General features: G+C 64.3%; 19 protein-coding genes. 5 read left to right on the plus strand and 14 right to left on the minus strand.

The annotated features are described in order from the left end of the window. Positions 1 to 126 precede the first annotated feature (126 nt). Entirely contained in the window at positions 127 to 447 is a 321-nt protein-coding gene (locus tag ACODSD_RS09475; RefSeq protein WP_146176546.1) for a hypothetical protein, read from the plus strand. Positions 448 to 515: 68 nt separating this feature from the next. Here the strand turns inward: ACODSD_RS09475 and ACODSD_RS09480 are convergent, their stop codons facing one another. The 7 genes from ACODSD_RS09480 to ACODSD_RS09510 all read right to left on the minus strand — a co-directional run bounded on the left by ACODSD_RS09480 (position 516) and on the right by ACODSD_RS09510 (position 8,538). Further along, on the minus strand, positions 516 to 1,865 hold the full coding sequence (locus ACODSD_RS09480) for a glutamine synthetase family protein (protein ID WP_488877242.1): 1,350 nt from the start codon (positions 1,863 to 1,865) through the stop codon (positions 516 to 518). A 303-nt stretch (positions 1,866 to 2,168) separates the two neighbouring features. After that, complete coding sequence (locus ACODSD_RS09485; protein WP_107797841.1) at positions 2,169 to 3,776, minus strand: methyl-accepting chemotaxis protein; 1,608 nt, start codon at positions 3,774 to 3,776, stop codon at positions 2,169 to 2,171. Positions 3,777 to 3,964: 188 nt separating this feature from the next. After that, positions 3,965 to 5,356, minus strand: a complete 1,392-nt coding sequence (locus tag ACODSD_RS09490) for a DUF2252 domain-containing protein (RefSeq protein ID WP_107797842.1) — start codon at positions 5,354 to 5,356, stop codon at positions 3,965 to 3,967. Positions 5,357 to 5,660: 304 nt separating this feature from the next. Then, positions 5,661 to 6,044: a hypothetical protein gene (locus ACODSD_RS09495; RefSeq protein WP_488877243.1), complete on the minus strand. Its 384-nt coding sequence runs from the start codon at positions 6,042 to 6,044 to the stop codon at positions 5,661 to 5,663. Positions 6,045 to 6,171: 127 nt separating this feature from the next. Next, complete coding sequence (locus tag ACODSD_RS09500) at positions 6,172 to 6,594, minus strand: DUF2214 family protein (RefSeq protein WP_235084933.1); 423 nt, start codon at positions 6,592 to 6,594, stop codon at positions 6,172 to 6,174. Between the two features lie 95 nt (positions 6,595 to 6,689). Further along, a complete protein-coding gene (locus tag ACODSD_RS09505) occupies positions 6,690 to 7,166 on the minus strand; it encodes a WbuC family cupin fold metalloprotein (RefSeq protein ID WP_107797845.1) in 477 nt (158 codons plus the stop codon). 112 nt (positions 7,167 to 7,278) lie between these two features. Then, on the minus strand, positions 7,279 to 8,538 hold the full coding sequence (locus tag ACODSD_RS09510; protein ID WP_488877244.1) for a glutamate-5-semialdehyde dehydrogenase: 1,260 nt from the start codon (positions 8,536 to 8,538) through the stop codon (positions 7,279 to 7,281). A 244-nt stretch (positions 8,539 to 8,782) separates the two neighbouring features. Between ACODSD_RS09510 and ACODSD_RS09515 the strand changes: the two genes are divergently transcribed. From ACODSD_RS09515 to ACODSD_RS09530, 4 genes are read left to right on the plus strand one after another with little or no spacing between them, the layout of a single operon-like run. Next, complete coding sequence (locus tag ACODSD_RS09515; RefSeq protein WP_227106492.1) at positions 8,783 to 9,775, plus strand: sulfate ABC transporter substrate-binding protein; 993 nt, start codon at positions 8,783 to 8,785, stop codon at positions 9,773 to 9,775. A gap of 7 nt (positions 9,776 to 9,782) precedes the next feature. Next, entirely contained in the window at positions 9,783 to 10,637 is an 855-nt protein-coding gene (gene cysT / locus ACODSD_RS09520; protein WP_048408327.1) for a sulfate ABC transporter permease subunit CysT, read from the plus strand. A gap of 1 nt (position 10,638) precedes the next feature. Further along, on the plus strand, positions 10,639 to 11,535 hold the full coding sequence (gene cysW / locus ACODSD_RS09525) for a sulfate ABC transporter permease subunit CysW (protein WP_048408326.1): 897 nt from the start codon (positions 10,639 to 10,641) through the stop codon (positions 11,533 to 11,535). Further along, on the plus strand, positions 11,532 to 12,608 hold the full coding sequence (locus ACODSD_RS09530) for a sulfate/molybdate ABC transporter ATP-binding protein (protein ID WP_488877245.1): 1,077 nt from the start codon (positions 11,532 to 11,534) through the stop codon (positions 12,606 to 12,608). Before cysW ends, ACODSD_RS09530 begins: the two co-directional genes overlap by 4 nt. Before the next feature lie 169 nt (positions 12,609 to 12,777). Here ACODSD_RS09530 and ACODSD_RS09535 read toward each other — a convergent pair whose 3' ends face one another. The 7 genes from ACODSD_RS09535 to ACODSD_RS09565 all read right to left on the minus strand — a co-directional run bounded on the left by ACODSD_RS09535 (position 12,778) and on the right by ACODSD_RS09565 (position 22,687). Then, positions 12,778 to 13,227 (minus strand): hypothetical protein, encoded by a 450-nt coding sequence (locus ACODSD_RS09535; RefSeq protein ID WP_488877246.1) that lies wholly within the window; start codon positions 13,225 to 13,227, stop codon positions 12,778 to 12,780. Between the two features lie 619 nt (positions 13,228 to 13,846). Beyond that, positions 13,847 to 14,602 carry an IclR family transcriptional regulator gene (locus tag ACODSD_RS09540; RefSeq protein WP_488877247.1) on the minus strand — a complete coding sequence of 252 codons (756 nt, stop codon included), beginning with the start codon at positions 14,600 to 14,602 and terminating at the stop codon, positions 13,847 to 13,849. 251 nt (positions 14,603 to 14,853) lie between these two features. Continuing rightward, the gene (locus ACODSD_RS09545) at positions 14,854 to 16,473 is read right to left on the minus strand and encodes a GMC family oxidoreductase (protein ID WP_488877248.1); all 1,620 of its coding nucleotides are present in this window, start codon (positions 16,471 to 16,473) and stop codon (positions 14,854 to 14,856) included. Beyond that, on the minus strand, positions 16,470 to 17,717 hold the full coding sequence (locus ACODSD_RS09550) for a mandelate racemase/muconate lactonizing enzyme family protein (protein ID WP_488877249.1): 1,248 nt from the start codon (positions 17,715 to 17,717) through the stop codon (positions 16,470 to 16,472). The genes ACODSD_RS09545 and ACODSD_RS09550 overlap by 4 nt, the downstream gene beginning before the upstream one ends. Then, entirely contained in the window at positions 17,714 to 19,147 is a 1,434-nt protein-coding gene (locus ACODSD_RS09555) for an MFS transporter (protein ID WP_488877250.1), read from the minus strand. The genes ACODSD_RS09550 and ACODSD_RS09555 overlap by 4 nt, the downstream gene beginning before the upstream one ends. Positions 19,148 to 19,377: 230 nt before the next feature. Further along, the gene (aldA, locus tag ACODSD_RS09560) at positions 19,378 to 20,802 is read right to left on the minus strand and encodes an aldehyde dehydrogenase (RefSeq protein WP_488877251.1); all 1,425 of its coding nucleotides are present in this window, start codon (positions 20,800 to 20,802) and stop codon (positions 19,378 to 19,380) included. Positions 20,803 to 21,025: 223 nt separating this feature from the next. Continuing rightward, positions 21,026 to 22,687: an acid phosphatase gene (locus tag ACODSD_RS09565; RefSeq protein WP_488877252.1), complete on the minus strand. Its 1,662-nt coding sequence runs from the start codon at positions 22,685 to 22,687 to the stop codon at positions 21,026 to 21,028. Positions 22,688 to 22,753 lie beyond the last annotated feature (66 nt).

Genomic DNA, 22,753 nt, shown 5'->3' on the forward strand with positions numbered 1-22,753 from the left:
ACAGCATATCGCGGCGGGCGGCCCAGGCCAAGCCGGCATGGACCGGGTTTGACCTGGCGCAAGGCGTTGACGGCGGGGCGAGGCGGTGTTTTACAATGACATCCTCAGTTAAAGGTTTGATTTGAAATGTTTGTTTTTCTATTGATCGTGGGCGCGTGTTTGCTGGCTTTGCTGGGGTGGATAGTGTACTCGCGCCGCGCGCCGCGCCAGGTCACGAGGACGCGCGCCGAGGACAAGGTGTACGCCTTGAATACCCAGATCCGCAGCGTGGAGCCGCCTGAGCATTCCACCGGAGCGGCCTTCGGCGTGTTGCTCAAGGCCGCGCGCGGCGACCGCGCCGCGGTGGAAAAGTGGATCGTGGCCGAGCAATACCGCGGCAGCGTGCCGGTCAGCCGCGAGGAGGCGATCGAACTGCTGGCGCGGCGGCTGCTGTTGAGCCGCAACTGAGGCGCTTGGCGCGAGACAATGCAAACAGGCCCGCATCAGCGGGCCTGTTTGCATTGGTCAATGGGTTCTCAGGCCAGCAGACCCAGGTATTGACGCTCCCATGGCGTGACCTGGCTGTGGTAGTGAGTCAGTTCCACCTCCTTCACCGCCAGATAGGCGGCGCTGAACTCCGCGCCGAACAGCTGCGCGGCGGCGTCGCCGCCGGCCATCGCCTCGCAGGCGGCGTCCAGGGTATTGGGCAGGCTGGCGCGTTCGCTCTTGAACACATTGCCGGTGGCGGGCTCGCTGGGCTGCAAGCGGTCTTCTATGCCCAGCAGGCCGGCGCCCAGGCTGGCCGCCAGCGACAGATAGGGGTTGGCGTCGCAGCCGGGCAGCCGGTTTTCCACGCGGCGGCCTTCCGGGCCGGACACCGGCACCCGCAGCCCCACCGAGCGGTTGTCCAGGCCCCAGCTCAGATTGACCGGCGCGGCCATGCCTTTGACGAAGCGGCGGTAGGAATTGGGGCTAGGGCAGAACAAGGGCATCAGTTCCGGCAGATAACGCTGCAGGCCGGCGATGAAGCCGTAGAAGGTTTCCGAGGCTTCGCCGTCGGCGCGGCTGAAGACATTGTCGCCATGCTGGTCCACCACGCTTTGGTGCAAGTGCATCGAACTGCCCGGCTGGCCCGGCAGCGGCTTGGCCATGCACACCACACTGAGGCCGTGGCGGTTGCCGATCTCCTTAAGCGCGGTCTTGAACAGGAAGGTTTGGTCGGCCAGCGCCAGCGCGTCGCCGTGTTTGAGGTTGATTTCAAACTGGCTGGGGCCCATTTCGTGGACGAAGGTGTCGGTGGCGATGCCCAGCATTTCGCAGGCGCGGTAGAGATCGTCGAAATAGGCTTCCAGATCGTTGAGGGAGGAGAAGCTGAAGGAGTCGAAGCCGGCTTCGCGGCGGCCGCTGCGCAGCGTGGGCGGCTGAAACGGCTGCTGCGGGTCGCCGTGGGCGGCGAAGACGTAGAACTCCAGCTCCGGCGCCACCACCGGCGTCCAGCCGAGCGCCGCGTAGCGCGCCAGCACCGCTTTCAGCGCCGAGCGCGGCGCCAGCGGCGCCAGGCTGCCGTCGTGGTCCACGCAGTCGCAGATCACGCTGGCGCGCGGGGTCTTGGCCCACGGCACCTGGCGCAGAGTGGCGAAATCCGGAACCAGGGTGACGTCCGGATCGTGCTCGCCGTAGTAGCGGTAGTCCGGGAATTCGCCGATGCAACTTTGGATGGGCACCGCCCGCGCGATGCGCAGCGGCTGCCCCTTGATGAAGGCCTTGGCCGGCAAAGTTTTGCCGCGGGCAAAACCGTGCACGTCGGCGAAAGCCAGTTCTACGTCACGAACATTTTGTTGAATCAGCCATTCGGCCAAGTCCGCCGGGATGGTGGCCTGGGACATGAATCTCTCCCGATGCGCTTGCGCATTATTGTTTGCATGTTTGGGTCTGTCTGTCCGTGGCTTTGTTTTATTTTTGGAGCGTTTGCTCTGCGCACATTATGCCATCAGGCAGGGGCGGGAGGGCAAGCCCGGAATGAAGGCGGCAAAAAGCCCCGGCGGAGCGGGGCTTGGGGAAGGCTGGGAAGGGGTTTACGATCGCGAGCTAGGGCGAGACAAGGCGTTGCGGCCGAGAACGCGGAACGTACTCGTGGCGCATGAGTACTTCGACTTTGTTTTCAACGCCGTATCGCCGCCAACAGGCTCTTAGAGGCGGAAACGGCCCACGGTCTGTTGCAGGGTGTCCGCCTGTTGATCGATGGCGCGAACCGCCCCCACCGCGTTGCTGACCGAATTCTGGGTTTCCTCCACCACGCCGGCCACCTGCTCGACGTTGCCGGCGATATTGGTGCCGGCCTGGCTCTGCTCGCCCATCGCCACCACCACATTGTGCACATGCTCCAGCGCCTGGCTGGCCTGCTTGCTGATGGCGTCCAGCGTCTGGGCCGCCTGCTGCACCTGCTCCACGCCGCCTTCCACCGCCGGGCGGATGTCGTCCATCTGGCTGGACACGCTGCCGGTTTCGCTGACCACCGCCTGCACAATGGTGGAGATCTCGTCGGTGGCGGAGGCGGTGCGCTCGGCCAGCTTGCGCACTTCGTCCGCCACCACCGCGAAGCCGCGGCCCATCTCGCCGGCGCGCGCCGCTTCGATCGCCGCGTTCAGCGCCAGCAGATTGGTCTGGTTGGCGATGTCGCGGATGGTTTCGGCGATGCCGCTGATGTTGCGGGTGCGTTCGGCCAGCTTGCCCACCATATCGCTGGCGCTATGCACTTGGCCGGCGATGTTGCGGATGCCCTCGGCGGCCCGCGCCGCCAGCGCTTCGCCCTGGCGCGCCAGCTCCACGGTGTCGCGCGAGCCGGATTCGGTGTCGCGGGCGCTGGCGGTGACGTGGTCTATGCTCACCGACAGCTGCTCGATGGCGGCGGCGGCGGAACTGGTGGAGGAGCTGGCCACGCCGGAAACGTCGTGCACCTTGTCCATATCGCTGGACAGCTGACGGCTGGCCTGGTTGATATTGGTGGCGGCGAGGCTAATCTCCTCGATCATCTGGCGCAGTTTCAGCTGCATTTCGCGCATTGCCGCCAGCAGGCTGTGTGGCGGGCCCTGCACCACGATGTCGGTGCCCAGATCGCCGTCGGCGATGGCCTTGACCACCTGCGCCGCGTAGTTGGGATCGCCGCCCAGAGACTGCATGATGCTGCGCGAGACCAGCAGGATCAGGCCGGCCAGCGTGATCACGCCGATGGCGGCGATGATCAGCAGTGTGCGCGCCTGGCTCCAGAACAGCTGGTCGATGTCGTCGATGAAGATGCCGGTGCCCACCATCCAGCCCCAGGGCTCGAAGCGCACCACGCCGTTGAGTTTGGGAAACTCCCCCTTGCTGCCCTTGCGCGAGGTCTGGATGGTCACCAGGCCGTAATGCTCTTTCTGCAAGGCCTCTTCATAGACCGCCACCGTGGTGCGGCCGTCCGGCAGCGTGCTGCCCATGTCCACCTTGCCCACCCGGTCTTTGTTGGGGTGGAACATCACCACGTTTTGCGGATTGCGGCCGAAGAAGTAGATGTCGTCCACCTTGAGCGCGTTGAGGGCGGCGATGGCTTGTTTTTGAGCGTCGGCGCGCGGCAGGCCTTTTTCCTCCAGTTTCTGGAAGTGGCTCATGGTGCCTTCCGCCATGCGCAGCAGGTGGGTGATTTGCTCGCGCTTTTCCTGGCCCAGCGTGGCTCGGGTGGAGAGCAGCGCCACGGCCGCGATGCTGAGCAGCGCCAGCAGGCTGGCCGCCATGATGATGAACAGTCTGGTATTGACCCGCATGATGTTCGCTTTTCGAAGGTGGATGTCTGATTGTGGGCTGTCGGCCCTGTCTTTGCCGGCGGCAAGGACAGGGCCGGGATTATCGCCTGTTCTAGTATGGTTTTATGACATTACAAGCAACAAGATCAAGGGTTTGGTATTAATACGGAAGGATGAACGCCGCCGGCGGCGGCGTTGCGACGGGGTTTTCAGTCGTGGACTTGCAGCCGGCCGCTGGCGATGGCGGCCTTGAACACCTGGTAATCGGCTTCCACCTGGTCGGCGTAGGCCAGCGCGTAGCCGGCGATGGCCTGGTCCAGCTTGTCGCTGTCGCCCACATAGCCGGCCAGTTGGGCGGCTTGGCCGCCGGATTTGGAGTGCGCGCGCGCCAGCGCCCAGGCGCAGGCCTGGCCGTAGGCGGTCAGCGCTTCCGGCGTGGCGAAGGCTTCCAGCGACGGCGCCGCCTTCATGTCGCGCAACTGGCGCACGTAGAAGTGACGGCCGGCCGGGCCGGTGGTCCAGCCCAGGAACAGATCGCTGGCTGCCTGCATCAGGCGCTGGCCGAACACCACCCGCTTGCCCTGATGGCCGTGCACGCAGGCCTGGGTGTAAGGTTCCAGCACCGAGGGGCGCGCCTCCTTCAATTGCAGGAACAGCGGCTGGTCGAAGTTGTCCTGCAACAGCATCACCAGACAGCGGGTGCCCACGCTGCCCACGCCCACCACCTTGAACGCGCAATCCACCAGCCGGAAGCGCTCCAGCAACTGACGGCGGTCTTCCTTCAAGGTGTCGATGTAGTTGTCCAGCATCGGCTTGACCAGGGCCTCGGCGTCGTCGGCGGACAGCCAGCTGTCGTCGTTGTCCAGCAGGGTGTTCTTGTCGTGCAGATGGAAGATCACCGGCGGGTTGTCGCGCAGCCGCAGGGTGCCGTCTTCCAGCTCCGTCATCTTGGGCAGCAGTTTTTCCTGGGTCTGGTGTCTGGCCTTGTCGGACAGCTTGAGCATTTGCTGGCGGATGGCGTCGGTGGGCGCGCGCTCCAGCAATTGTTCGAAGCCCACCTTGGTGTACCACAGCTCCAGTTGTCCCATGCGGGCGTATTCATTGACGCGGCGGCGGTAGACCTCGCTGGCGCGGCACACCATGTCCCGCGCCTGGCTTTCGCTGAAGCCCTGGCCGCGCGCGGCCAGCACCAGGCTGACCGCCAACCGTTTCAGATCCCATTCCCACGGACCGTGGTGGGTTTCATCGAAGTCGTTGATGTCGAAGATCAGCTGCCGTTCAGGGGAGGCGAAGAAGCCGTAGTTCATCAGGTGGGCGTCGCCGCAGATCTGCAGCTTCAGGCCGCTGGAGGGATTGGCGGCCAGATCGGCGGCCTGGATCATGGCGAAGCCGCGGAAAAAGGTGAAGGGCGAAACCTGCATCCGGCTGTAGCGCAGCGGAATCAGGCCCTGCACCCGGCCCTGCGAGGTGTGTTCCACCATGGCGAGGATGTCGCGCGGCGCGCTGAGCCGGTTTTCGGCTTGCAGCGTGCGGGAGCAGGCTTGGCGCAGCGCCTTGCCGGCGGCGTAGTGCAGTTCGTACTTGGCGTGGTAATTGGACATGCGGGCTCCTGGACGAAGATCTCCTGTCCAGTGTAACCGCTGGAGAATTTTTGTCAGCGGGACTGGCTGTCAAACGCCGGCTCCGCTTATCCACAAGCTTGTCCCCGTTTCATCCACATTACACACAGCGCGCCGTGGGTTTCAAAAGTTGTGCACAAGCGGAAAAGGCAAGCGGACGCAATCAAACCGGGGGTCTGCCGGGGTCTTTTCAATGTTATCCACAGTTTTGTGCACAGTTTGCGCACACTCTCCACAGCCGCGGGGCCGCGGCCGGCGCTGTCCACAGCCCGGCCGGGGGAGGGACTCAGGCGCGCTGAGCGCAATCCGCGACCAGCTTGCGCCATGCCTTGCTGTAACTGAGGCCATGGGTGTTCACCGTCAGCTTGCTGGCGTCGCCGTCCGGGCGGATGAGGATTTCCAGCCCGTCTTTCTGGGTGGCCGGATTGGTCAGACGCACGGTCTCGCCGCCGTCTCGGCCGCGCTCGCGTTCGATGTATTCGCTGGGAATGCGCAGCTTGCGCATGCGTTCGTCCAGGCAGCTGGCCACGGCGGGCGGCGAGGCCTTGGCCTTCAGCGTGGCGACGGGGTCGCTCAGATTGGCGAGCGCAGGCATGACCGCGCAGCTCAGGGCGACGCCCAGCGCGGCTTGAAGCAATAGGGATTTGCAGTGTTCGATCAGAATGGGCATGGCGTTCTTGCGTCGGGACGGGATATGGGGTTGGAAGCCCGGCGCCGCGCGCAAGTTCGAGTTAGGCCGGTTGCAGGTGTTAAGGAGTTTGAGACGGCGGAGCCGCGGCGGACTGGGCGCCGCTTATTCAGCCATGCAACGCGGCGGATTCGCCGACGATGGCGAGCAGCAGCCAGATTTGCCAATAACTGCTGCGCGCCAGCGAGTCGGCGCCGCGCAGTTCCAGACTGCGCTGGATGCGCAGCTGGCTTTGCCAGCGCATCAGGCCGCGCGAAGCGCGGACTTCCAGCAGCAGCAGCGGGGCCAGGGTCAGCAGTTTGAGCATGAACAACGGTTGTTGCAGCCGGGCGGGGTCCAGCGAGAGCAGGCCCAGGCCGCTGACGGTCCACAGCGTCAGCGCCAGCAGCCACCAGCGGTGGCAGCGAAACAGCTGCGGGGTCTGATTGGGGAATTGCTGCTGGCGCAGCAGGCCGGCTCGGCTCCAGAGGGCGGCCAGGCCGGCGCCCAGAGCCAGTAGATGCAAGCTTGCCAGCAACCAATGCCACAACATGGTCCGACTCCCGCCCCCAAGAGATGCCCTACACGGTAAACAGGGGCGAGGCGGCTGGCAAGCTTATTCGGCTAGCCGTTTGACCGGCGCGGGGCTCAGCCGTCGAAGCGCTGGCCGGCTTGAGCGCGGCGCAGGAAATCCAGCATCGCCGGCACGCGCTCGGAACCCTCGACCGGGGACCAGGCGGCCAGGTTCTGGTCCTGCAGCGGCAGATACGGGCCGTGCTTGACTTCGAACACCACGCTGCCCGGTTGCAGCGACACCACCGAGTGCCAGGTGTTGGCCGGCATTTCGAAGACGCGCGCGCCGTCCGCGCCCAAGCGATGGCGGCCTTGCACCACGCCGGCCTCGTCGAACACGATCACCTCAAAGGCGCCGCTGAGCGCGATCAGCATCTCCCAGCTGTGGTCGTGGCGGTGCGGGCGGACATAGGTGTCCGGCTCCATGGCGATGGCCAGGCGCTGGATCGGGTCTTCCAGCTGGACGTGGAAATTCTGGTTGGCGCGCAGGCGCGGCGCACAGGCGGCTTTGGCCGACAGCGCGGCCAAGTCTTGTTGGTTCAGGGTCAGCATGGAATCGCCCGGTATGGAAGCAAAGCAGCGATTATCAATGAAAACGCCGCCGGCAGCGAGGCCGGCGGCGTAGCGAAAGCCGCTCAAGCAAGCGGCCTTCGATGCGGTGGGATCAGGAGCGGATATGGCCGTCGCCCAGCACGATCCACTTTTGGCTGGTCAGACCGGTCAGGCCCACCGGGCCGCGCGCGTGGATCTTGTCGGTGGAAATGCCGATTTCCGCGCCCAGCCCGTATTCGAAGCCGTCGGCGAAGCGGGTGGAGGCGTTGACCATCACGCTGGCGGAGTCCACCTCGCGCAGGAAGCGGCGGGTGCGGCCGTAGTCTTCGGACACGATGGCGTCGGTGTGGTGGCTGCCCCAGTGGTTGATGTGTTCGATGGCCTCGTCCAGATCTTTGACCACCTTGACGGCCAGGATGGGCGCCAGGTATTCGCTGGCCCAGTCCTCTTCCCCGGCCGGGCGCACCTTGTCGCCCAGGATGGCGCGGGTGCGTTCGCAGCCGCGCAGCTCCACGCCTTTTTCCCAATAGGCCGCAGCCAGGCGCGGCAGGATGAATTCCGCGAAGGCGGTGTGCACCAACAGGGTTTCCATGGTGTTGCACGTGCCGTAGCGATGGGTCTTGGCGTTCAGCGAGATGTCGAAAGCCTTGTCCGGGCTGGCGGTGTCGTCGATGTAGACATGGCAGTTGCCGTCCAGATGCTTGATCACCGGCACCCGCGCCTCGGCGCTGATGCGGGCGATCAGGCCCTTGCCGCCGCGCGGCACGATCACGTCCACGTATTGCGGCATGGTGATCATCTCGCCCACCGCGGCGCGGTCGGTGGTGGCCAGCACCTGCACCGCCTCGGCCGGCAGGCCGGCTTCGCGCAGGCCCTCGTGCACGCAGGCGGCGATGGCCTGATTGCTGTGGAAGGCCTCGGAGCCGCCGCGCAGCAGCGCGGCGTTGCCGGATTTCAGGCACAGGCCGGCGGCGTCGGCGGTGACGTTGGGGCGGGCCTCGTAAATGATGCCCACCACGCCCAAGGGCACTCGCATCTTGCCCAACTGGATGCCGGACGGACGGTAGGCCATCTCGCTGACCTCGCCCACCGGGTCCGGCAGCGCGGCGATTTGGCGCAGGCCTTCGGCCATGCCGGCGACGGTATTCTCGTTCAAGGCCAGGCGGTCCAGCAGCGCCGGCTCCAGGCCGGCCTTGCGCGCAGCCTCCATGTCCAGGGCGTTGGCGGCCAGCAGCTGCGCCTGCTCGCGCAGGATGGCGTCCGCCATCGCCAGCAGCGCGCGGTTCTTCTGCGCGGTGTCGGCGCGGGCCAGTTCGCGGCTGGCTTTGCGGGCGGCCTTGCCCGCCTGTTGCATATAGTCTTTGACGTTCATCGTGGAAACTTCCGAGAGCCAGAATAGAGGATTGACTCTGAGAGTAAACCAAAGCGGGGAGGGCGGCCAGAGCGGTGCGCGCGCCGCTGGAGCGCGCGGGAATGCGAAGAGGGTGGGGCGGGCTTGTTAGATGATTGAGGGATAAGAGTATTTCACAATATTATTTATGGATATAACAGTCCTTGGGTATAGTCGGGAACATCTCGGGAACATCGCCGATCATCCATTCAGAAAAGGTCTGTCCATGAAGCTCCGTCTCGCCCTGGCCGCCCTGTTGCTGGCCGCGTCAGGCTCCGCGCTGGCCGACGCCACATTGCTCAACGTGTCCTACGACGTGATGCGCGACTTCTACAAGGACTACAACCCGGCCTTTCAGAAAGCCTATAAGGCCAAGACCGGCGAAACCGTCACCCTGCAGCAGTCGCACGGCGGCTCCAGCAAGCAGGCGCTGGCGGTGGCCAACGGCCTGGCCGCCGACGTGATCACCATGAACCAGGCCACCGATATCGACCTGCTGGCGGGCAAGGGTCTGGTGCCGGCCAACTGGGCCAGCCGCCTGCCCAACCACGCGGTGCCGTTCACCTCCACCATCGTGTTCCTGGTGCGCAAGGGCAATCCGCAGCAAGTGCGCGACTGGAGCGATCTGGCCAAGCCGGGCCTGAAAGTGGTGATCCCCAATCCCAAGACTTCCGGCAACGGCCGCTACAGCTATCTGGCGGCCTGGGGCTATGCGCTGAAACAGCCAGGCGGCAACGAGGCCAAGGCCCAGGATCTGGTGGGCCGCATCTTCAAGAACGTGCCGGTGCTGGACGGCGGCGGCCGCGCCGCCACCACCACCTTCATGCAGCGCCAGATTGGCGACGTGCTGGTGACCTTTGAAAACGAGGCGGAAATGATCGCCCGCGAATTCGGCCGCGGCGGCTTTGAACTGGTTTACCCCAGCGTGTCCGTGCTGGCCGAGAACCCGGTGTCCGTGGTGGACAAGGTGGTGGACCGCAAGGGCAGCCGCAAGCAGGCGGAAGCCTATCTGCAATACCTGTGGAGCCCGGAAGGCCAGAAACTGGCCGCCGACAACTACCTGCGGCCGCAAGACCCGGCGGTGGCCAAGCAGTTCGCCTCCCGCTTCCCGGCGGTGAAAACCTTCACCGTGGCCAGCGTGTTCGGCTCCTGGACCGCGGTCAATCAGAAGCACTTCGCCGACGGCGGCAGCTTCGACCAGATCTTCAGCAAGAAATGAGCGCGTGATGGCGGCCAGCGGCTTCAATCTGATCAATAAGCGCCACTCGGTGCTGCCCGGCTTCGGCCTGTCTTTCGGCATCACCCTGTTCTGGCTGGGCCTGATCGTGCTGCTGCCCTTCGCCGCGCTGCTGTGGTCGGCGCACGGCATGGGCTGGGCGGCCTTCGTCGACGCGGTGGCCCATGAGCGCGTGGCCGCCGCCATCCGCCTGTCCTTCGTTTCCGCCGGCATCGCCGCGCTGATCAATCTGCTGTTCGGCTTCCTGGTGGCCTGGGTGCTGGTGCGCTACCGCTTTCCCGGCAAGCGGCTGATAGACGCGCTGGTGGACCTGCCGTTCGCGCTGCCCACCGCGGTGGCCGGCATCGCGCTGACCACGCTGTACGCGCCCAACGGCTGGATAGGCCAATACCTGGAGCCGCTGGGCCTGAAAGTGTCGTTCACCCCGCTGGGCATCATTGTGGCGCTGACCTTCATCGGCCTGCCCTTCGTGGTGCGCACGGTGCAGCCGGTGCTGGAAGACCTGGAGCGCGAGCTGGAAGAAGCCGCCACCTGTCTGGGCGCCGGGCGCTGGGACATTTTCCGGCGCGTGATCTTCCCGGCGGCGTTGCCGGCCTTGATCACCGGCGGCGCAATGGCCTTCGCCCGCGCCACCGGCGAATACGGCTCGGTGATCTTCATCGCCGGCAATATCCCGATGGTGTCGGAGATCGCCCCGCTGATCATCGCCGCCAAGCTGGACCAGTTCGACCAAAACGGCGCGGTGGCGGTGGCGCTGGTGATGCTGGCCATCTCCTTCCTGTTCCTGTTCGCCATCAACCTCATCCAATGGTGGGCCGCGCGCCGCCACGGCGCGGGTAAATGACATGCAAAGCCTGACCACTGAATCGCGCACGGTGCGCTATCTGCTGACCGGCCTGGCACTGGCCTTCTTGTTCCTGTTCCTGCTGGTGCCGCTGCTGGCGGTGTTTTGGGAAGCCTTCCGCAAGGGCTGGGACCTGTACCTGGCCGCGCTGGTGGAGCCGGACGCATGGGCGGCCATCAAGCTGACGCTGACCGCCGCCGTCATCGCCGTGCCGCTGAACCTGGTGTTCGGCGTGGCGGCGGCCTGGGCCATCGCCCGCTTTGAATTCCGCGGCAAGAGCTTCCTGACCACGCTGATCGACCTGCCGTTCGCGGTGTCGCCGGTGGTGGCCGGCCTGATGTACGTGCTCTTGTTCGGCGTCAACACCGCGCTGGGCGGCTGGTTGCAGCAGCACGGCCTGCAAGTGATCTTCGCCGTGCCCGGCATCGTGCTGGCCACCGTCTTCGTTACCTTCCCCTTTGTGGCCCGCGAGCTGATCCCGCTGATGCAGGCCCAGGGCGCGGACGAGGAGCAGGCGGCGCTGGTTCTGGGCGCCTCCGGCTGGCAGACCTTTTGGCGCGTGACCCTGCCCAATGTCAAATGGGGCCTGCTCTACGGCGTGATCCTGACCAATGCCCGCGCAATGGGGGAATTCGGCGCGGTCAGCGTGGTGTCCGGCCATATCCGCGGCCAAACCAATACCATTCCGCTGCATGTGGAAATCCTGTACAACGAGTACAACTTCGTCGGCGCCTTCGCCTGCGCTTCGCTATTGGCCTTCCTCGCCCTGGTCACCCTGGGCGTCAAGAGCCTGGTGGAGTGGCGGATGGCGCGACAGAGCGACGCCGCCGCGGAACGCAGCGCGGCCGCTCGCCTGGCCGCCGCCGGCCGCGCCATAGCCAAGGACCAGCCCGCATGAGCATAGAAATCCGCAATATCCGCAAACAGTTCGGCGACTTCGTCGCGCTGGACAGTGTCAGCCTCAACGTGGAAGCCGGCGAACTGCTGGCGCTGCTGGGGCCGTCCGGCTGCGGCAAGACCACCTTGCTGCGCATCATCGCCGGCCTGGAACAGCCGGACGCCGGGCAGGTGCTGTTTTCCGGCGCCGACGCCACCCACACCCATGTGGCTGAGCGCGAAGTGGGCTTCGTGTTCCAGCATTACGCGCTGTTCCGCCACATGACGGTGTTCGACAACGTGGCCTTCGGCCTCAGCGTCAAGCCGCGCAAGAGCCGGCCCGGCAAGGACGAGATCCGCGACAAAGTGATGCAGCTGCTGAAAATGGTGCAGCTGGACTGGCTGGCGGACGCCTATCCCGGCCAGTTGTCCGGCGGCCAGCGTCAGCGCATCGCGCTGGCGCGCTCGCTGGCGGTGGAGCCCAAGGTGCTGCTGCTGGACGAACCCTTCGGCGCGCTGGACGCCAAGGTGCGCAAGGACCTGCGCCGCTGGCTGCGCGATCTGCACAACGATATGCACATCACCAGCGTGTTCGTCACCCACGATCAGGAAGAAGCGCTGGAGGTATCGGACCGGGTGGTGGTGATGGACCACGGCCACATCGAGCAAGTGGGCCGTCCGGACGACATCTATGAAAACCCGGCCACGCCCTTCGTCACCCAGTTCCTGGGCGATGTGAATTTGTTCCACGGCCGCATCGAGCGCGGTCAGCTGCAGATCGGCGGCTACGCTCATGCATTGGAAGGGCTGACGCTGGCCAGCGGCGACGAAGCAGTAGCCTATGTGCGCCCGCATGATCTGGACCTGTCGCGCCAGGCCGACGGCGCGCTGGCGCAGGGCACGGTGGAGCATATCCACGCGGTGGGGCCCATTGTGCGGGTGGAGCTGGTGCAGGCCGACGGCCGGAGCATTGAGGCGGCGGTGAGCAAGGAGCGTTATCGCGAGTTGGGCGTTTTGCCCGGCGACAACCTGTATGTGACGCCGAAGAAGTTGTCGGTGTTCGCCAAGCAGGAAGGTCAGGATTACGTGATTTGAGTGCTTGTCGCTTCCATTCAAATCAAAACGCCCCGGAAGTCGGGGCGTTTTTTGTTTGAAAGATGGTTGGGTCTAGCTTGTTGGTGGGTATCGCCTATCGGCTCCACCCACCCTACAAGACCATCCACCGTAGGGTGGGTGGAGCGCAGCGATACCCACCGCAAGGCGCTTAGCGGTTTCGCAGGCGGATGCGGCGGAAGCGCGCTTCCAGGCTGAAGCGCTGTCCCAGCGCCAGGTAGATCTGGTGTTGGCTATCCACATGGCGGTAAACCCGGACCCGGTCGGCGCCCAGCAGCATCATGATTTCCAGATAGTTGAAGAAGCCCATCCACTGGCCGCGTCCGTCGCGGTCGTCAAAATCAATGTCGCGCGCCACGCGGCTGAGCAGGCCTTTGCCGACGTATTCGCGGTTGTCCTTCAGCCATTGCAATAGGTGGGCCGCGCATTCGCGGCCGTAGGCGCTGTCGGCGGGGTAATCCTTACGGGGCGTAGGCATTTGCCAGTAATGCCGATAGGTGCGGCCGGGGCAGAAGCGGACGAAGGGGAGCAGTGCGCTCTGTTGTTCCAGAGCGTTCAATTTGTAACGGCGGCGCGGGGGAAAGTTTTGAGGCTGTTGCATGGTGTTTCTCCTGCTGTGACACAAGATAAACCACCTGCCGAGAGAAGCGGAGGTATTAGGCAGGCGCGTGGCAGGATTGGCGTACCGGGCTAGCATTAAACCGGTGAGTGCAGGGCACTCTCCCACCACGAGCCTGCCAAGTAGCACGCCCATGGTAAAACCGGACTCGCACCGGGAAGTGTGAGCCCTCTGTCAACTTACGGGACGCCAATCCCGGGTGCCGCTTGTGGGCGGCAACGTGGGGATTGTTCCTGAGGGAGTGCTTGGGGTTAAGGTGGGGTGGTTGGTTCAGCCAGGTGCGTGGGAGAGGATGAGGCAAGTGCGTGGCGGGATTGGCGTACCGAGTGAGCTCCAAACCGGTGAGTGCATTACACTCTCCCGCCATGCGCCTGCCAAATGACGTAGCAAGGTTGGGATTGTTGCCGAGGGTAAGAGGTGGATCAAGGCGGCGTGGTTGCTTTGGCTAGGTGGGTGGGTTTTGTATCCGCTGCGCGGATGATGTTTTTGGTGCCGCTTGCCTCGCTCGGTCAGGGCTGCCCTGGCAATCAAAATCATCATCCGCGCAGTGGATTCCAGGTCTTGAGGACTCGTCCCATTCGAAAAGATCGTAAACACGTTCTCAGCCGATGCGAGCGGTTAATTGACGTGCGGCCTGAATCAGCGGTCCGGAGTAGGCGCGAATCTGCGCATCGCTTAGCGACTCCGCGTCAACACAGATGCTCACCGCGGCCACCGGGTCTCCGCGCAGGTCCGCCACCGGGGCCGCCAAGCAGCAGGTAGCGCTGTCTATCTCGCCGCGGGTGGTGGCGTAACCCAGGCGGCGGGCGCGCTCCAACTGCGCGCGCAGAGCCTGGATGTCCGCCTCGTCCAGCAAGGCCAGCCGCTGTTCCGCGTCGAGGTAGTTGTCCAGGTAGGCGTCCGCGCGCAGGCTGAGAATGGCCTTGCCGGCCGCGGCTCTATGCATGGGCAGCGTCTGTCCGATATGCACTGGGTAACCATTGCCCAGATACGACTTCAGGCAGCCCAGCACCACGACTTTATTGCCCACCGGCAGGCTGAGCAGCACGGTTTGGTGAATCTCGTTCTTGAGGATTTCCGCGATGGGATGAAAGTAGGGGAGGAGGCTTTGCCGGCTGTAGATGGCGGAGGCCATCTGGAAAATCTTGGAGCCGATGCAGTAGGCGCGTTTGCGTCCGGGGTCGAGCGACACCATCTGCGTTTCCAGCAGGCTGCCCAGAATGCGGTAGCAACTGGCGGGGGGGATGCCGGTCTGCTCGCTGATTTCACTCTGGGTCAGCGGGTAGGAGGCATTGACCAGTAATTGCAGGATGGCGATGGAGTGGTCCACCGCTGGAGCGGTTGGTCTGTCTTGCAAGAGTGGGCCCAATCACGAAAGCCCATGCGGTCCGGAAACCGCGCGGGCGGGGTTCAAACTGAGAACCTGTTTACGATCTGCTGCGCGGCGGCGGGATAGTTTAGACAAGGGCGTTGAAACCAAGCTCAGTGCTCATGTACCACGAGTACATTCCGCTTTTTCGCTCGTTTTCGCCTTGTCTCGCCTTAGCTCGCGAGATCGTAAACACGTTCTTAGAACAGGCTCTATGGCAACTGGCGGCAGGTCCGAGCTTACCGCCAGTCCTCCAATATCATGTCCGCTCCCTTTTCCGCCACCATCATCGTTGGCGCGTTGGTATTGCCGGACGTGATGTTGGGGAAGATGGACGCGTCGATGACGCGAAGTCCGGCGACGCCGTGCACTTGCAGGCGGCTGGAAACCACGCTGCGCTCCGGGTCCGGCCCCATGGCGCAACTGCCGCACAGGTGGTAGATGGAGCCGGCTTCTTGGCGGAAGAAGGCCAGCAGGCTGTCGTCGTCTTCGCCCAGTTTTTCTCCCGGCATGATTTCCGCCACCGTGATGTCGCGCAGCGCGCGGCTGGCCGACAGGCGACGGACCAGCCGGCAACCGGCCACCGCTTCGCGCAGGTCGTGCTCGGTGGCGAGGTAGTTTGGCCGAATCGCCGGCGCGGTCTGGGGAGAGGCCGTTTCGATGTGCACTTCGCCGCGGCTGCTGGGCCGGCAAGGGTTGACGCACATCAGGTAGCCAGAATAGGGCTCCGGTTTCAGCCGGGCTTGCGGGTTGTTGGGAATCGTGTAGGACAGCGGGTTGAAATAGAGTTGCAAATTGGCCCGTTCCGCCTGCGCGTCGCCGCGGAAAAACCCGCCGGCCTGGTTGACGCTGAGCGAGAGCGGCCCGCTGCGGCTGGCCAGGTAGCGCAGCCCGGCCCAGGCTTGCCGCAAGGGGTGGCCCAGTTCGTCATTCAGCGTTTTGCGCCGGGATTTGAAGTAAAACGAGGCGCATAAGTGGTCTTGCAGGTTCCGCCCCACCGCCGGCAGATGGCGCAGCGGCGGAATGCCCAGCGCGGCCAGCCGCGCCGAGTCGCCAACGCCCGAGAGTTGCAGCAATTTGGGCGAATCCACCGCGCCGGCCGCCAGAATCACTTCCTTGCGCGCGATAAAGGTTCGCTCTGCTCCCTGTTGCAGTACGGTCACGCCGCGGGCGCGCAAGCCTTGATCAAACAGGATGCGTTGGGCGTGGCAGTGTGTTTCCAGCCGCAGATTGGAGCGGGACAGGGCCGGCCGCAGGTAGGCGCGGCTGCTGGAGGCGCGCACGCCGTCGTCGATATTGGCTTCGTAGAGACCGGCGCCTTCGAAGCGCTCGCCGTTGAAGTCAGGATTGCGCGGCAGGCCCAGTTCGTCGCAGGCGGCCAGATAGTCGGCGCAGATGGGATGGGCGCGCGGGCCCAGCGGGCTTAGGCCGATGGCGCCTTGGCCGCCGCGCCAGCGGGTCTCGCCGCCTGGGTGACGTTCCAGTTTTTTGAAGTAGGGCAGCACGTCCTGATAGCTCCAGCCGGGGTTGCCGGCGGCCGCCCAGTCATCAAAGTCCGCGGCCTGGCCGCGCACGTAGATCATGGCATTGATCGAGCCGCTGCCGCCCAGCACCTTGCCGCGTGGCGCGTACAGGGCGCGCCCGTTCAAGTTGGGTTCGGCCTTGGTGTAGTACATCCAGTTGCTGGCCGGATTGTAGTAGCTGTTGACATAGCCCACCGGCAGGCGGAACCAGAAGGAGTCGTCTTTGCCGCCGGCCTCCAGCAGGAGCACGCTATGGCGGCCGTCTTCGCTGAGCCGGCTGGCCAGAATGCAGCCGGCGGAGCCCGCGCCGACAATGATGAAGTCGTATTCGTTCATAGCGCCCCGCCATTGTTCCATCGGTTTTTCCAGGCCTCGCGGGAGGGGGTGCGCACGTCGAATGGTTGTTTATCCATCAACAGGTGCAGGCTGTCGCCCTGGTAGGGCGAGTGGGCGCGCACGACATCCATATTCAGTTCCACGCCCAGGCCTGGCGCATCGGAGGGGATGATGTAGCCCTCGTCCCAATGAATGGGGTGCTTGAGGATTTGGGCATGGAAGCCGCTCCAGTCCATGATGCTTTCCTGGATCAGGAAGTTGGGACTGGCGGCGGCCAGTTGGATGCTGGCGGCGGCGCCCACCGGGCCGTTGTACAAATGAGGGGCGATCTGCACGTAGAAGGCTTCAGCCATGGAGGCGATTTTCTTGGCTTCCAGCAGGCCGCCGACGCGGCCGACGTTCATTTGCAGGATGGAGGCGGCTTTGCCGCGCAGCAGGTCCAGGAACTCGTATTTGGTGGTCAGCCGCTCGCCGGTGGCCACCGGGATGCTGGTGGCCGCGGCCACTTGGGCCATGGCGTCGGTTTGTCCTGGCGGCACCGGTTCCTCAAACCACAGCGGGTCGTATTTCTCCAAGCGTTTGGCCAGACGGATGGCGGAGGCCGGCGTCATCTGGCCATGGGTGCCGAACAGCAGGTCGCAGCGGTTGCCGACGGCCTCGCGGATCTTGGCGCAGAATATTTCACAGCGCTCCATCAGTTCCAGCGACAGGTGGTGGCCGGAGTAGGCGGTGTACGGGCCGGCGGGGTCGAACTTGAGCGCGGTGAAGCCCTTGGCGGCGAATTGCGCGGCGCATTCCGCCGCCAAGTCCGGGTCGTCGTAGTCGTAGCGGCCTTGTTGGTCGAGGGGGTAGAGATAAGTGTAGGAGCGCAGCCGCTCATGCACCTTGCCGCCCAGCAGTTGGTGCACCGGCTGGTTGGCGGCTTTGCCGATGATGTCCCAGCAGGCCATTTCCAAGCCGCTGACGATGCCCATCATGCTGAGGTCCGGGCGTTGGGTGAAGCCGCTGGAATAGCATTCGCGGAAGAAGCGTTCCACATGGTGCGGATCATGATTCAGCAGATAGCGCTCGAATACGTCCTGAATCGCCGGCGTCATCACCTTGGGGTGGAAGGTGGCGGCGTAGACTTCGCCAACGCCTTCGATGCCGCAATCGGTCTTCAGCGTGACGAAAATCCAGTACATGCCGCCAAGGTGCGGCGGCGGCACGGCGACTACATGGGTGTCCAGTGAGATGATTTTCATAGCTTCTCCTCCTGTTGTTCTTGCGGGGAACTCGAAAAACCTGCTGCGCGGTCCGATAGCGGCGTTGCTCCGCGCTCGCTCCCTCGCGGTACTCCTTGTACTATCTCGGTCGCTGTGCGCGGTGCGTCTTGCTCTCGAACCGCTCGCGACGGTTTTTCGAGGTCCCCTTGCGATCGGGTAAAGGCGTAAACGCCCGCCGCGCCGGCGCAGCCGCTCAGCGCGATGTAGCCGAAATACAGTTGGTCGCCCAGTGCGCCGGGAAAGCGCGCGGAGATCCAGCTGTTGAGCAGCGGTAGAAAGATATCCGGCAGATAGCCGATCACGGACACGAGGCCGATGGCGAGGCCGGTGATGCGCAAGGGAATGCGGCAATCGTCCAGCAGTGACCAATACAGGCCGCGTATCGCGTAGGTCAGCACGCCGATCAGCAGCACCAGGGTCAGTAGCGCGTAAACGCCGGCGGCAGCCGGCAGCAGGATGAGCCCGAACAAACCCAGAGAGGAAAACACCATGCTGCCGGCCAAGACGCCAGCGCGGGAGTACTTGTCTCCCAGGAAACCGCCGCCGATGCCGCCTATTGGCCGCATCCACAGCTTGGCCACGGTGATGAAACCGGCCGCGACGGCACTGAGCCCGTAGTGATGTTGCAGGTAGGCGGAGAATGAGTAAGTGGCCCAGAATAGCTGGTAGCCGCACAGCACAATCAGCGACATCAGCCACACTTGGCGCTGGCCCAGCAGCAGCTTCAAGTCTTGCCACTGGGAGCTGGCCGCCGTCTCTTGGCCTTTGGTCCCGCCGTGTCCCCGGTCCAGAAACAGCCAGATCAGTATGGCGATCAGCAAGCAAGCGAAGGCGTACAGATAGATCACTTGTTGCAGCGCTTGTTTGCCGCTGCCGTGTTGGCCGATGTGGTAGGTGAACAGCGCCAGGGCCAGGGTGGCCAACAGGGCTTCCACCAGGCCGCGGCCGCCGTCCAGCACCCCAAAGAAGCGGCCTTGTTCATTGGCTGCCGCCAGCATCTTGACGGCCTTGAGCAGGGCGGCCCAAAAGGTCAGCCCCGCCGCCACTCCCCAGCCGACAAAGATGATTTTCAGCGCCAGGTGACCGGGAAAGGTGGAGAACCATAGTCCCAGTCCGCCCACCGCCGCTAGTGAGAAGCTGATCAACAGTCGCGGCGACAGCCGGTCGGCCAGCCAGCCGCTGGGCAGGTAAGCCAGCGCGTAGACCACGCCCAGCATGGAGTAAAACACCCCAAGGTCGGTCGCGGTAATGCCGAAGCTCTCCAGTATGGTGGTTTCAAAGTTCTGTCTCAGGTAGAGCAGCGGGTAGAGGGTTCCCGCCGCCGCCAATAACAGGCCGAACTGGAAATAGCGCCCACGGCCGAGCGCGGCGCGCTCCGGCTCCAACTCCAACACACGCGTTTGCTTCATGCATGCTTCTCCTCTGTCGCCTGCCGGGACTCCGGCATGGGTAGACCGCCTTTCTTAGAACGTGTTTACGATCTCGCGAGCTAAGGCGAGACAAGGCGAAAACGGCTGAGAAAGCGGAATGTACGCGTGGTACATGAGCATTTCGAAGCTGTTTTCAACGCGGTATCGCCGACGCGCAGCAGATCGTAAACAGGTTCTTATGGCGGATTTATCGTTATGAGCTTGGGCAATCAGTACTTCATGATGACCAGGCGGGTCTGGGTGAACTCCAACATGCCGTGCTTGCCGTCGTCGCCGCCCAGCCCGGAGCGTTTCCAGCCTGCGTGATAGCCTTGGTACGGGTCCGCGGGGGTGCGGTTGACGTAGAGTTCGCCGGCCTCGATTCGGTTGGCGAAGCGCATCACGGTGCGGTAGTTGTCGGTATACAGCACCGAGGCCAGGCCGAACTGATGGTCATTGGCCATGGCCAGCGCCTCGTCGGCGGCATCGTATTTCAGCACGCACAGCACCGGGCCAAAGATTTCCTCCTGCACGATTTCCATGTCCTGGCGGCAGCCGGTCAGCAAGGTTGGCGGGTAGAAATAGCCCTTGCCATTGGGTAGTTTCCCGCCGGTTTCCAGCACCGCGCCGTCGTCCACCGCGCGCGCCACCATCTGGTGGATATTCAAACGTGAGGAGGCGTTGACCAGAGGGCCCATATAGTTGGGGTATTCGGCGCGGTTGCCCCATTGCCGCGCGGCGAAGCGTTCCTTCAACAAGCGCACGAAGTCGTCGTACACCGACGCGTGGACATAGGCCCGCTCTACCGAGGTGCAGACCTGGCCGCAATGGCTGAGCGCGGAGGCGACGATGTCGTTGACCGCCTGCACCAGATTGGCATCCGGCTCGATGATGGCTGGGGTCTTGCCACCCAGTTCCAGGGAGGACTTGGCAATGTTGACCTGCGAATACTCCAGCACTTTGCGGCCGGCGCCGACACTGCCGGTCAGCGTGATCATGCCCACTTGGGGATGGGTGCAGATGGTTTCGGCCACTTGATGGCTCATGGCCAGGATATTGATCACGCCGGGAGGCAGGCCGGCCTGTTGTACCGCCTTGGCGATCTCGAAGGCCGAACATGGGGTGTTGTTGCTGGGGCGCACCACCACGGTGTTGCCGGTGATCAGCGCGGGCGCGATCTTGCGCAGCAGGGTGTAGACAGGGAAATTGAAGGGAATCAGGCAGGCCACTACCCCAATGGCCTCGCGCATCAACAACAGGTTTTCATCGGGGTTGTCGCTTGGAATGACCTCGCCCTCTAAGCGGCGCGCCCATTCCGCATGATAGCGGGTGATTTCCGCGGCGTAGCGGGCCTCGGCGGTGGCGTCCGCCAGGCTCTTGCCGGACTCGGCGGCCAGCGCCCGGCCGATTTCGTCAGCGCTATCCTCCAGCGCCTTGGCCAATTTTTGCAGGTATTGACCGCGCTCGACGCTGGGCCGCGCCGCCCAATCCTTTTGCGCGCGGGCGGCCGCGTCCACGGCCGCTCGCGCTTCTTCGGCGCTGGCGGATGGAACGTGCGCCACCACTTGTTCGGTGGCGGGGTCTTGCACCTCGATTGAGCCCGCGTTTAGGGAGTCGGCAAACTGGCCGTCAATGAAATTCTGGTAGTAACGCATCTCTCTGGTCTCATGCAGGTGTCCGCACCCATCACATCAGCCAAGTCAGATAGCGTCAAACAGTTTCAAATATGGTTTAAAAATTTCACTTATGGAATTTCTATGGGCTATTTGAGCCCCTCAAGCGTAGCGACCATCATGGCCAAGCAAGGCTTGGGAGGCTTAGAGGAGGACGCCGCGAGCGGCGGCCTCTCAGGGCCTGTTTACAGACTACCCTCTGTCCTCACGCAAACGCCAAAGCCCCGGTCAAATCCCCCGGCGGCTGCGCGCCGCGCGCGCGGAAGGCCGCATTGCGCGCGCTCACCCCCTCCAGCTCCGGCAAATCATGCAGCCGGCTGATGAAACGGATGATGGACGTCGTATCGTAAAAGGTGTGATCCACATGCCCGCGCTTGGCGAACGGCGAGGCGATGATTGCCGGAATCCGCGAGCCCGGCCCCCAGCGGTCCCCCTGCGGCGGCGCCACATGGTCCCACCAGCCGCCGTTCTCATCGTGAGTGATCACCACCAGCATATGCTTCCACTGCGGCCCGCTCATCAAATGCTGCAACACATTGGCCACATGACGGTCGCCGGACTCCACATCGGAATAACCGGCGTGCATGTTCAGATTGCCCTGCGGCTTGTAGAAGGCCACCGCGGGCAGTTTGCCGGCCACGGCGTCGGCGATGAAGCGGTTGGAAATCGGGCTGTCGCCCAGGCCGCCGTCCAGCAGATGGCGCTCGCGGGCGGCGCTGCCGGGTGCGAACTGGCGGAAGTAGTTGAAGGGCTGGTGGTGGTACTGGAAGTTGGGCGCGTCGCCGCCGCCCTTGCCGTCCAGCGCGGCCTGCCAGCTGCCGCCGTACCAGGCCCAGTCTATGTGCTTCTCGGACAAGAGGTCGCCTATGGTGCGGTAGCTTTGCGGCGGCAGGGTGCTGGGGTCTTGCGGGTCGGCGTAGCGCTTGTCGCCGCCTTCCGCCGGCCGCACGAAGCTGGGCTGGTAGGGCGGGGCCATGGTGTTGACCGCGTAGCCGTCCGGGGTGATGGCGCCGTTGTTGACGAATTTGGGCGGGCCGTCCAGCGCGGAGGCCGGGGATTTGGGGTCCAGCGCCAACTGGCGGCCGGTGGGCCCGTCGGCCAGTACGGCGATTTTCTTCTTGGCCGGGGTCTGGGCGGCGTTGAAGTATTCCGGGGTGCGCGCGGAGATCAGGAACTGGTGGTTGAGGTAGGAGCCGCCGAAGGCCGCCATGAAGAAGTTGTCGCACAGGGTGAAGCGGCGGGCGATCTGCCATTGGTTGAGCGTGCGCGCGGTGTCCGGGTAGTTGCCCATCACCAGCGCGCCGGAATCGGCCCAGGCGACGAACTGGTCGTTGCGGCCGTCGTTGATCTGCATCTGGTTGTGATAGAACAGATGACAGAGATCGCGGGTGATCACCGCCTCCGGCAGCGGCTGGCCTTCGGCGTCCTTTAGCGGGAAGGGCGCGTTGGGCAGGCCGTGGATGTCTTTTTCTTCGATGAAATAGCGCTTGCCGGCCACGGTCTGGCCGGTGGGCACCAGGCCGCCCCAGATCTTGGGCAGGCCGGACAGCGGCTGACCGTCGCGGTCGCGTTGCTGCGCCTGTTCCGGCTTGACCGCGCTCAGCGGCTGGGCCACGCCGGGGAAGTTGCCGTAGAGGTTGTTGAAGCTGCGGTTTTCCAGGTAGATCACCACCACGTTTTTGATATTGGCCTTGAGCAGCGCGTCCAGCTTGCCGCGGCGCGGGTGGCTGCTGGGCGCGGCGGCGGCGGGCAAGGCGCAACTGGCGCCGATGGCGGCCAGGCCTTCGAACAGGCGGCGGCGGGAGGGGTCTTGCGGGGCGTCCGTTTCGGCTGGCAACGAGCTGTCCTGTTCATCGGCGGCGGTCATGATGCGTCCTTGTCTGAGAGCGTGCGGTGTGGTCCATCATCCCGCCGCCGTGTTGCGGCAGGATGT

The organism is Chromobacterium sp. FG22 (assembly GCF_057809415.1).